At 62.7% G+C, this 12064-nt stretch carries 5 protein-coding genes; all 5 read left to right on the top strand.

All coding sequences use genetic code 11. The features are described 5' to 3' along the window. Nucleotides 1-1848, top strand: a 1848-nt coding sequence (locus ACLNEE_RS15815; RefSeq protein ID WP_412007338.1) for a hypothetical protein, incomplete at its 5' end; no start/stop codon positions are given. 5 nt (nucleotides 1849-1853) lie between these two features. Further along, complete coding sequence (locus ACLNEE_RS15810; protein WP_412007337.1) at nucleotides 1854-8993, top strand: outer membrane protein assembly factor BamB family protein; 7140 nt, start codon at nucleotides 1854-1856, stop codon at nucleotides 8991-8993. 245 nt (nucleotides 8994-9238) lie between these two features. Next, nucleotides 9239-10417: a type IV pilus assembly protein PilM gene (gene pilM, locus ACLNEE_RS15805; protein WP_412007336.1), complete on the top strand. Its 1179-nt coding sequence runs from the start codon at nucleotides 9239-9241 to the stop codon at nucleotides 10415-10417. A gap of 6 nt (nucleotides 10418-10423) precedes the next feature. Then, entirely contained in the window at nucleotides 10424-11335 is a 912-nt protein-coding gene (locus tag ACLNEE_RS15800; RefSeq protein WP_412007335.1) for a hypothetical protein, read from the top strand. Between the two features lie 14 nt (nucleotides 11336-11349). Further along, the coding region (locus ACLNEE_RS15795) for a hypothetical protein (RefSeq protein ID WP_412007334.1) at nucleotides 11350-12064 on the top strand (715 nt) is incomplete at its 3' end.

Genomic DNA, 12064 nt, shown 5'->3' with positions numbered 1-12064 from the left:
TTCACCATCGTGCAAGGGTTTGAAGCGGTGACGGGGCCGGTCGTGACCGGGGACAGCATGTTCCTGGGTGGCCAATCGTTCTTGCCCGATGTGATCTCAGGCATTTTCCCGCCCACGCCTTCGGGCATCGTGGTGGGGGCCGATGCGATCATCAGTGCCAACGATCCGTTCGTGAAATCGAACTCGGTGCGGCCGTGGCACAACCAGCTCTACGCCCTGGATGGCGCAACGGGCCCGTTCGACTTTACGAACGCTCGCCCGGCGACCGCCCTCCGGTGGCCGCAAGTGCGAGGCATCGAAAGTATCGATGACCTGCGCGTGCGGGTGCTTCAAGCCGCGACCTCAACCGGTCTGGTGAGGGGCGTCGCCGCCGGAAACGGACGGATTGTCGCCATCACCGAAGCCGGGGTGGATACCTTTGAGCAGGTGCAGTTTGTGGTGGCCGACAGCGGACGCGTTTCGCAGTTCGACCCCAGCGGGAACCCGCTTTGGAGCACCCAAGCCACCATCCAAAGTGGCGAAAGTGCCCCGAACTCCACCGCTTCGGCCGTCCGCCGACTCAGCGAGCCCACGCGCCTGTACCGCCTGAGCAATGGCAACTACGCCATTGTGGATGCGGGCGGCGATGCGGTTTTGATCACGGATGCCACCGGGCGCGAAGTCCGCCGCCTGCAAACTCTCCGCATTCACCCGCGCCGAGTTCCTGAAGGTGCGAGCCTTTCCTCACCGCGCGAGCTGCGACGCCCGATGGACGTGAGCAACTACGTCACTCGGCGTAACCAATCCGAAGTGGCGGCCGCGTTCCCCGGCGAAACCTTGCAAGGGGGCGCGACGGATGAGCTTTGGGATCACTGGCTGATTGCCGATGCCGGGAACGGACGGGTGGTGGAACTCATTGATCGCTACCGCCTTGACTTCCGCGGTCAAATCGAAGGTCTGGTGCGCTACGCGCAAGCCGGAGAAAACGAAGGCGACGGATTTGTGACCGCCCAGGGCGTGCTGCTGTGGCACACCCCCGAAAACCTGAGCGCCAAGCGCTACGTGTACAACTCGATCTCGCGGCAAAGTCTGCCGGGAGCAAGCGGGCCGCGTAACGTTTACGCCTTCGGTTTCGGGAACGTCGAGCCCTCACGCGGATCGTTCGGTTTGGATAGCCCGGGCGTGCCCCCGCAAGACCGCGCCACCGGTGCGGGTGGGGTCGTGCTCTTCGATGGTTCGGACACCGCCGTCATCACCGAGTTCTTGTTCCCGGCCATCGCGGCCAACACGTTTGTCGGAAGCAACGGTTCGGGCGGGTTCACGTTTAACCTCCCAACGACTCTGCGTCCGGTTGAGCGAAGGCTCATGGTCGGATTGCGCGCGGTCACGGTGGGTCGTAACCCCGCCGGTCGGCCGACGCTCATGGTGACCCTGGCCGATGGTATCTATGAGCTCGAGCAAGATCTCGTCGCGGCCGGGAACCCCTGGGTCGTGCGCTGGATGCTGCCCGAAGCGGCTTATGTGGCGATGCGCCGACCGCGCACCGGAACCACCTTTACGCTGGCTCAGCTTCAAAACAACCCGGCTCGATTCCAGCCCGCCTATGCGCGGCGACTGGAAAGTGGGGACGTTTTGCTGGTGAACAGCTATCAAGGTCGCCGGTTCAATTCCACGGATCCTGAAGGCTTCAAGGGCGAAGTGATTGTGGTAGACGGTCGATTTGTGAGCGCCGCGCTGCCCATCACGGAACCTGGCTTCAACTTTAATCGCCCTAACCTTGGGTTTAACAGCCTGAGCGTTCTCTTTGAACTTCCGCCGGTGCAAGGCATCCGCGGCATCGTGAATCCGATCTTTGCCGAGCGGCAATAACGACCATGCGTAAGACATTCGATGCGAAAATCTTGACCACGGGGCTGACCCGTGTCGTGACCGTCGCGGCGGCGATGGCCCTGGTCGGGGCCGTGGCCGCCCAAGAATGGCGCACGTTCCAAGGCGATCCCTCTCGGCAGGGCCGCTCTACGCCCGAACCCACCCAAGTTCTGCCGGAAACGAGCTGGAACAACGTGGGTCGTGCCTTCCTGCGCTGGTGGGATCCCATCTTCCAAGAAGGCGGCACGATCGACAACGATCGGATTGCGCAGACTTCGAGTACCGGCACGTGGATCGATCCGTTCCCGGCCGGTTTGGTGAATCCCAACCCTCCCACGCTGGCGGCCTTTTTCACCCTCAACAACTTCCTGGATCCCTGGTATCGGGTCGCCGTAACCAGCACCAGCACCGCTTCGACGGAAACCAACCCCACCGCCGGTGCCACGGCCGTGTACACCTGGCGCATCGAGGGTCTGCAACCGGGTGCTGAGTACACGGTGGAAGCCAACATCCTGGCCGGGCCGACCAACATCCAGCCCGATGCGGGCGTCGGGCCGGTGGATATCCGGTTCCAAGCGCGCTACTTTGTTTACGAAATCACCGACAACAACGGCACGAACACGGTCATCGTGGACACGTTCACGCAGCCGGGAGGTTTTGCCAACCTTGGCCAGCGCACCAACAACTCCCCCATCACCTTTGTGGCGGGGAATGGCCCCACCAACAACGGCCAAATCACGGTACGCCTGTACAACACCATCGTCCGAGATAACTTTGGCAACCCGCTCGATACCACGGCCCAACCCGGGAACGATGTGGTGTACGCCGATGCCGTCCGCGCCGTAGGCAACACGGTTCGTGATGGTCGATACGTGGCCAGCCCGGTCGTCGGCCAACTGCAAAACGCCGCGCCTGTGGTGCCCAGCACCGTGAGCAACCGCCGCGTTTACGCCGCCCGCAACGAAACCGCTACGGTAGGCGCGACGGGTCGCACCTACAACATCGGCGCGCTGTCGTCTTTCATCTACAACGGTGGACTGGCCAATGTGGCTCAGCCGCTGCGCCGCAACATGGTGTGGTCGTGGCCTGCCGCCCGTCCCAACGATTTGACGCTGGCCGAAAGCGATCGCTATGCGGCGGATCGTCAGGCTTGGTTGACCGGTGGCCCGGCTGCAGCGCCGCGCACCCAGCACCGCGTTCAACTGGACAACCTGAATGCAGGCACCAGCTTCAGCGGCACCTTTGCCACGGGCAACACCTTTACCGGCGTCGGCCCCAACTATCTGGCCGCTCCGGCCTCGGCTGCCGCCACCGGAAACGTGATTTGGCGCGGCGACCTGCCTGAAGGTCGTTACACCCTGCAAGTCTTCTTGCCGAGCGACGACTTACCGGCGGATCTGGCCCAAAACGTCACCTACACGCTTCGCCGCAACGGAGTCGCCATCGACACCTTTGTCCTGAACCAATCCAGCTTCAATGGCTGGGTTGCGCTCCCGGGTCAAGACGCCGAAGGCTACTTGCATACCGAAGCCGAACCCCTCACGCTGGAACTCACCAACCAGAGCACCAGCCCCAGCACGCGGCAGGTTTATGCCGATGCGGTTCGGTTCATCAAGGATGCCGATCTCAGCATCAACTCCACCCCGATCCTCGCCTCCAACGTGCCGATTCTGGACGGCGGACTGGTGAACCGGGATGTGGTGGTGGTCGCGCGTGAAAACGGACGCCTTTACTGCCTGGATGCGCACGGCAACGTGGGCACCGGTTTGACTCAGCGCGTCTACTGGACGTATCCGACCGAAAACCCGGCGGGCGATCCGAACGCGGCGGCCGCGGCGGACGGCGGAATCGCTGAAGTTCCGAGCGGGTTCGACCTGAGCTCGGGCGTGGTCATCGATGTCGCCGGGCAGTCGGTGCTCGTCATCGGCGCGGAAAATGGTCGCGTCTACGCCATCAACATGGCCGGTCGCGGCGATGGATCGGCCGAACGACGCTGGACTTACCCCGACGACTACAATCGCAGCACCCCGAACGGCCAGATGGGCTCGACCACGCTGGGTCGAATTCGCGGGGTGGCCGCAACGACCATCGCCGGCAACCCGGCCATCATCGTCACCACCGAAAACGGTCAGGTGATTGCCCTGGATGCCGACGGAAACCCGGCGGCCGGAACCACCACGGCGGTATGGCAATACGCCCCGGTGGCCCCGAACCTCATTGGACAAATCGATGCGCCCCCGATGGTGGCTGGCGGTCAAGTGTTTGTCCTGGCCCGCGATGGCGCCGCTCCGGCCAACGGACGGATCCACGCGCTGGATCTGAACACCGGCACCCTGAACTGGGCCCGCGCTGTGCGCCAAAACGGAACGACGCCGTTCAACGCATTTGGTGCGGCCAGCGGAGTTTATGTCCCGGCGGCCCTCAACCCGACGCTTGGCGATACGCTGTTTGTGATGGATGGAGCGGGCTATTTGGCCGCGCTCAACCCCGTCAACGGCGACTTCCGCTGGGATGACAACACCACGGCATCGGGGCCGGTGGGAAGCTTGGCCTTTACCCACCTCCGCACCGAAAACGCCGCGGGAACGCTGATTGTGAATGCGGTTCCGACGGTGCTTGTGGCCACGTCTACAGGCGTGCTGCGCGGCTTTTTTGCCGATGGCAGTGTCACCACCTCGGGCGAGCGCACGAACTGGGGCTTCTTCCTGGAAGGCGATGAGCAGCAGGCCTCCTTTGCCGTAGGCGGCTGGCCGAATGCGCCGGGCGTTCTGGCCGAACGCTCGCACCTGTACATTGGCGACAGCGACGGCATTTTGTACGCCTTCAGCTCCGAAGACGACAACAACTCGATCCCGCCCATCACGCCGGGAACCCCGCCCGGATCGCCCACGGCTAACCCGAACGATCCGAATCAAGCGGAACTGAATGCGATGATTGAGCAGGACGACGTGCTGCTGGTCAGCCCGCAAACCTTTGCCGACCTGCAACTGCGGGCTCGCAATGGCACGCTCAGCTATGCCGACATCACGGCCGCCCAAACCACGCCGATCAACCGGCGCGCGTTTGAATACGGCGAGACCCTGTACGTGGTGGTGACGGACATCAACAGTCCGAGTCGTGCCCAAACCGCGGGTTACTTTGTGGAAGCGCAAATGACCAACGCGGGCACCGGCACCCGGCCGTTTGTGCTTCCGGTGTTCCCCGTAACGGGCGCTCCGAGCGATCAGGAAGGCGGGATTGCCTTGCTCAGCGCTCAGGTGCTGCCGTCGGGCCCCAGCGCTCTCCTTCCTGGTGAAGTGCGCGTTCGGGTGCGAGCCCGTGCCGCTTCCGGAGTCCGGGGTAACGATGTCCCGATTCGTACCGGAGCGGGCCTCGGGGCTCCTGCGGCCGATATCCGAGTGGCCAACCCGCTTGCGGTTGGGTTCACCAACACGGGCGGCACCACCTACAACCGCTCGGGCTTCACGCTCGATCCGTCCGTCACCACCGTGGCCGGCAATAGCCCGCTCGGATTAGACGGGGTGGATGGAAACGGTCTGCGTGTGCGCCAAACTTGGGAAAGCGGTTTTGGCCTCCCCGCCACGGCCACACAAGTGCCCAACGCCATCCTTGGCCCCGACCCCAATAACCGCACTCCGGTGAGTAACGGTCAAACGGGTCAGGCACGCATGGTGGTCAGCGACCGTTCGCTGATGACTCTGGTGTTCGGGAACAACCGAGGTCTGACGGGCGTGCGCGTCAATGCTCGCGACCTCAGCCACCAACCCATCACCGATCCCACCAGCTGGCCGGCTGACCCGTCGGATGTCCGCATCCGCCGTCAGTACGACCCGGTCACGGATCTGGGCATCTTTAAGCCGCTCAACGTGGGTCGCAACAAGACCAACTGGCGTTACCGCGAGTTTGAAGACTATCCGGCGGCATTCCCCAACCCGTCGGTGGACTACCCCGACCTGGCCCGAACCGGCCTCACCATGGTGAAGGAACTGTTCGGAACGTCGGAAGATCCGCTCTTCAATGGCGTGACGCTGCGCGCTCCGCAAATCGGGGCCACGGCTCTCAGCACGTACAACACGCCGGCGGGTTACGAAACCGGTCTGGTGCGGACGCTGGTCGATACGCAGTTCAACGTCAACTGGTCGGTACCGCGCTTCCAGCCGGGAACGCTCACCCGAACCGGAACGTTGCCGCCTCAGTACGTGGGTCGCCAAACCATTTACGTGGATAGCGGTAGCCCGGGCCTGGATAACAACGACATTGCTCGCCAAACCTTGATGAGCATGGATATCCGCCCTGAATCGCGGTTGAGCACCACGACGCCGACGGTCGATCTGGGAAGCCAGCCTGCCGGGGCCGGATTTGCCGGCCTGGTCGGCAACTTGCCGGTCACCAATCCGCGCGATCCTCTGAGCACCGTGAAGCCGAGCAATCCGGCGTGGAATTCGGGCCAACAGGCCATGTTCCAACCGTTCACCGTGTTCAACGATGGCAACACCAACTTGCTGAACGTGCGGGTGGCCAAGGGCTTCCAAAAGTTCTCGGGGAGCTCCATCTTGCCGGTGGCGCGGGTTCTGGAGCTGTTTATGCCTGGCATGCACGAAATGGCCTGGCTGGATGGCTCGCGGTACCTCATCACCGAGCTTGACCCCGATATGTCGCCCACCTTTGGCAGCGGATTTGACCCCGATGGGCAGATCATCCTGCAAAAGGCGCGACCGGGCGATGTGGGCCCCACCCGCCTGAGCACCAACCCGCGACGTCGGGCCAATGCCTTCCTGCGGGTCGATTCGGGCTTCTTGCTGAGCACCACGGCGTTCCCGCCGAGCGATCCTCGCATCGGGGTGGCTACGCCCATCGGCACGCCGGTGGGGCAGTACATCCGCCAAATCTTTGCCTTTGAAGATGATGCGGGCAGCAACGGCACCGTGACGGTTCCGGTTCTGGGCCCCTACGGCACAAGCCTGAACCCGATCAATGAAGCCTTCATCGATCCCGGGATCACCCTGCAGTTCACGGTGCGTGAGGCTCGCCTCACCAACCGCGAAACGACCAAGGCCGCTCCCAACGTGGAGCGACTGGTCGCGGGAACCGAGAACTTTGCCTGGGGCAACCAGCAGCCCGCCATCATGCGGACTCGCCAAGTGGGCCCCAACAACCTCTCGGATCTGCTGATCGCCTGGACTTCGGAGCGACCGGAATGGGTGCCCGTGGCCAAGATCGATGCGGATACGCGCCAAACGCGCCAACAACGCATCTTCTTGACCAGTCTGAGCAACCCGAACGTTCCGGCCGGAGCAGTGGGTGATACGCCGATGGATGACTTGGCCGCCTGGGTGAACGCGACGGCGGGACGCTGGTTCCACCATCGTCTCATCATCCCGGCTCCGGGAACCGAAGCGGGCTTGTTCCCGCTGCGCCCGGGTGAGTTCTTGCTAACGGCCGAAGGGTTCCGGTTCCACTCGCCGGCGTGGGTCTACAATGGATCGACCGATCCGACGACGGATCCTCTGGCCATTCGCCCGACGCGAACCGCCCAAGTGCTGAGCTTTATCGGCGAGGCCGTGGTCGGGGATGCGGGCGGAGCGCGACGTCGCGTGAGTCACCACTTTGTGGCCCGACTGGCGCCCGACGGAAGCGGTGGCTACACGATTCAGTCGATTGTGGTGGTGCCGGGAGAACGAGATGCCAGCCGCAGCCGCGCAGCGATTGTCGGCACCCTCAGCAACCTCAGCCTGTTCAGCATCACTCGCACGGGTGGACAACCGCAGCTCACCGTGGCTCCGGTGCCCGGCAGCCCGGCCTCACCTCCGGCCACCAGCCAGAGCCTGGGCCTCGGATCGCAGTTCGAATCCCTGTCCGGGGTTTCGGTGGTGCTCCGCCGGTTCCGCAATCTGGAAAATGAGCGCGCGGCCGATGTGTTCTTCACCGGTAAGGTGCGGGGACGGGCCAACAGTGAAGCCTTTATGGGCCAACTGCGTCTGAGTCAGCTGGAGCTGCTGCCGCTGGGTGATCCAGAATTCCCGTGGCGCATCTTTGAAGATCGGGTTGACCGCCTGGACTTCGATACCGCCACCGGCCTCTTCTGGAGCCCGGGTCTGGACTGGCGCTTGCAACAGCGCGACCTGGACAACTTCGACCTGTTTATGCGCCTGGCCGATGGCACGGTGCGTGACCTGGTCGACCGCACCCGCATCGGTGAAGCCGTTGTTGATCGCGAAACTCGCGAAATCACGTTCTTCAGCCGGGCTGGTGGCCAGATCTTCGTGGATGCACGTCGGGGCACCATCCGCATGAGCGGTACGGTGATTCCGCGCGGAGCCGAAGTCTTCCTCCAGTACTCACCCGCGTTCATTCGCGTGAGTGGAGCCACCGGAGGCATCCCCGTGACCTGGACCGATCCGAACGGAAACAACCGGTTCATTGCGGCCGGCGGAAACCGGGCGCGGGCGGCCAACTACACGGGTGTGAGCACGGTATTTGATGAGCGACTGCTCGGGGTGGAACTCCAGCCCGATCCGGCCCGCCAAGATCAAAACCTGACCGAAGACGCTCGGTTCTGGCGTGACTCCAACGGGTTCATTCCGGCGCTCAACGCTCCCATCCGACACGACCGGTTCTTCCTGGCCTTTACGCGCACCAGCACCGATGGCACCAGCGGAGCCCGACCGTTCCTGAGCACCATGCGCTTTGGGGTGCAGCTGCCTGGCCCCATCGCCATGAACAGCGTAGGCAACCCGGTGACGCTCTCGGTGATTACAAGCGCAGTCGCTACGTCCGAACCGGTCTACTACCATATCGATCCCAATCAAGGTCGCATCTACTTCCCGTCGGTGGCCGAAGGTCAGTTGGTTGAAGTCACTTACCGGGTGGCTCGCGCCGATGGCTCGGCCGGGGCGGTCATCACGCAGACTCTGCGTGTGGGCCCGATCTTTGAAACGGCCGAAGTCGCGATTCCGATTGAGCAGGTGGCCAGCGAAACTGACCTCCAAATCTTCCTGGATCCGTTTGGACTTCGGAACGTGGATCGACGTCGTCCGCCTCTGCTGTGGATGGCCTGGACCAGTACGCGCAGCGGTCAGCCCGACGTGTACTTCCAGACCTATGCGCCAAAGGTCACGCCGATTGTGCTGAACAGCGGCAACTAAAGGCGAGTCGGACAAACAATCACCTCTTCCTCCCAAACGGGGGAAGAGGTTTTTTTGCTTTTTGATTTGGCGACTTCTGAGCCCAGAGTGAGCCTGAATTTGAACTTAAAGCCCGCTCAATGCGTGTAACCTCGCCCATACTTTCCACCGTCTGATCCTCCGGGCGTTGAACTTCGGTTGACTCTGGCAGGGAGGGGGTGCTAACATCCTCCCGCGCGTGTCGATGAAGCAGCGCGAGTTTGGTCATGGCCAAGAAGTTAAGTAGCGTCCTCGGGATCGACATCGGAAGTCATAGCGTGAAGGTGGCTGAGGTCCGCATGCAAGGCGGCCGTCCAGTGGTGACGGCGCTTGGTATGGCGCGCACTCCCGAAGGTTCGGTCGATCACGTCGGCATCAACGATTTAGAAGGAACCGCCAATTCCATTCGCGAAGCCATCAACAACGCCGGTGCCTCGGTGGGTGATGCAGTGGTAGCGGTGGCCGGTCAAGGTTCCGTTTTGGTGCGTACTCTCGAAGTCCCCGTCATGAACGAAGGGGAACTGAAAGGGCACATGGAATGGGAAATCACCCGTAACATTCCGTTTGCCGAAAGCACCGTGGTGAGCGACTTTAAGGCGTTCCCGGCCGATTCTCCGCAGGCTCAGAACATGGATGTGGTGATGGCGATTGCCACCCAATCTTCCGTTGATGGCCTGATCGCGATTTTGAAGAAGGCGGGTCGCAAGCCGGCCGCCATTGATGTGGAGCCGCTTGGTTTGGCTCGCGCCCTGGCCTCCAACTACGATGGCTCCTTTGCGGGGCGCAACGTGTGCGTGGTGGAAGTTGGTCACAAAACCACGTCCATCAACATCTACCGCGATGGTCGGTTGCTGATGCCGCGGCAGGTGCCCATTGGGGGCGAACTGTTCACCCGCTCCATTGCCGACGCCACGGGCATGAGCATGAGCGATGCCGAGTTCGCAAAGTCGAATCAAGTGGAACTGCCTGATTCGGCCGTTGTGGCCCAGGCGCCCTCGTTCGGCGCGGCCCCCGTGGTGAGCTACAACCCGTTCGCCGATTCCCCCGGCGATGTTCCGGCCCCCTCGGTGACCGAAGCCATGCCCGCTCAGCCGAGTTCTGGTTTGAATCCGCAGGCCCAACAGATGTACGATGCGCTGTCTCCGGCGCTTGAAGAGTTTGTGGGTGAGGTTCGACGATCGATCGACTACTTCCGAGGGAAGGGTGGCGACGTCGATACCGTTCTCATTGCGGGCGGCGGCAGCCGACTGAAGAATCTGGAAGTTTTCCTGCGTTCGGCCCTGGCCATGCCGGTCGAACGGTTGGATCCGACCAAAACGGTTTCTGCGCAAACCAAGCGGGGCGACTACGGCGACCCGGCTGAATACGCAGTGGCCATCGGGACGGCGCTGCACATCGCGTACTAAACCATCATGAAGCTCAACCTTCTCCCAACTTCCGTAAGCCAGCAGGGCTGGACAACCGGGGCCATCGTGACTTCGGTTCTCCTGGTGGTGGTTTCGGCGCTTGCCTCGGCGGGATTGATTCTTGGTAGCCGGGCTAATCTTGACTCGGCTCGTAACGACGCTTTGCAGTACCAGCAAGGTGCGGCGGACGCCCTCGCGACCTCGCAGCAAGCCGATGCGCAGATTCAGCAAGTCGCGGTCATCGATCGTCACCTGAAGCTGGCCGAAGCCATGCGCAAGCACAATTCGGCTTACACCACGCTTTACGACGACCTGTTCCCCTACATCCCGGCTTACTTCCGGCTGGAAACGATCACGGCTGACCCGGTGAGCCCGACTCAGGCCTCGGTCACCATGACGGGTTATCTCCAGTCGTTCAGCCAGTACGCAGATATGTCCATCGCGCTGTGGAAGATTCCGGGCGTGGTGAGCGTCAGCCGGGCCGGTTACACGCTCGATCGAGCCAATGTTCCTCCCCTTTCGGAACTTGACCAAGACGGTCGCCCGATCCGCGATGGCGAAGAGCCCCTGCCGACCGATCCGTTTGAGCGGATGAACGCCTTGATTGAGCGCGCCGGTTCGGCTCCGAGCGGTTTCCAAAACACCGGAAACTTCGGTTCCAGCGAAACCCGAGTGCGCGGCGCCATGCCGGGCTTCTCGGCCGTGACGTACAGCATTGTCATTGATCGCGAGCTGCAGACGCCCGATCCTCGCGCTACGATCACCAGTGGTGGTGGTGCCGGTGCCGCTCCGGGCGGCGCTGCTCCGGCCGCACCGGGTGGATTTAGACCGGGTGGCCCGCCGCCGGGAACCACGGTTCCGGGTGCAACGGGTATCGATGCCGCTGGGGCCAATGCGCGCCCCGAGGATGATCGCTGAGAGGAAGTAGAACGATGAAGATTTCACCTTGGACAATCATTGTGGTGGGGCTCTCCATCAGCCTCATCATGATCAGCTACGCGCTGTTCCAATTTTTCCTTCCTAACTCCAACCAGGCCGCGTTGTTCCGCACTTGGGGTCAAGAGCTGAAGGCGGAAGCCGACAAGCTGCCCCGGGCCAAGAAGCGCGTCGAAAACGCGATTGAGCAGGTGAAGGAAGCGGAAGCGAAGTGGGATGTGGTGGTTCGCACCAAGACCCCGCCGAGCAGCGTGGAGTCGGGCGGCATCAATCTGGCCGTCGATCGCTACACCCTCACGGTTCACAGCCTGCGGTTCCGCGACAGCGTGCAGTCGGCCATCAACCGCCAAATGCGAAGCGGTGGCGTGACGGTGATCTCGGGGGCGGCGGTACCGGCTCCGACCGATGATCCGGCCACGATTCTCAGCTCCTACTACATGTATCCCGATAGCACCGCGATGCCGGTGGCCGTGTTTGACCTCGGTCAGGTGACGGTGCGTGGAACGTGGGATCAAATTCGGGCGAACATTGAAAACTGGTCGAACATGCCGAACTACCTGGCAGTGGCCGATAATGTCACCATCGTGGAATCGGCCGACCGACAGCTGACCGCTACCTACGACCTGACCGTGGTCGCGTTTGTCCGCGGTAAGGAAATCAGCCCGGCCATTCCGGCCGGCGGTGCAGCGGCGGCGGCGGCCCCGGGTGGCT

This window comes from Aphanothece stagnina RSMan2012, from assembly GCF_046764815.1.
GTDB lineage: Bacteria > Cyanobacteriota > Cyanobacteriia > PCC-6307 > Cyanobiaceae > NIES-981.
The sequence above is the reverse complement of the archived record's forward strand: the minus strand, read 5'-3'. Positions and strand labels throughout refer to the sequence as shown.

What these genes read in the sequence shown, in the direction of transcription:
- ACLNEE_RS15810 (WP_412007337.1), top strand. Translation starts at nt 1,854, where the DNA reads ATGCGTAAGACATTCGATGCGAAAATCTTGACCACGGGGCTGACCCGT.
- pilM (WP_412007336.1), top strand. Translation starts at nt 9,239, where the DNA reads ATGGCCAAGAAGTTAAGTAGCGTCCTCGGGATCGACATCGGAAGTCAT.
- ACLNEE_RS15800 (WP_412007335.1), top strand. Translation starts at nt 10,424, where the DNA reads ATGAAGCTCAACCTTCTCCCAACTTCCGTAAGCCAGCAGGGCTGGACA.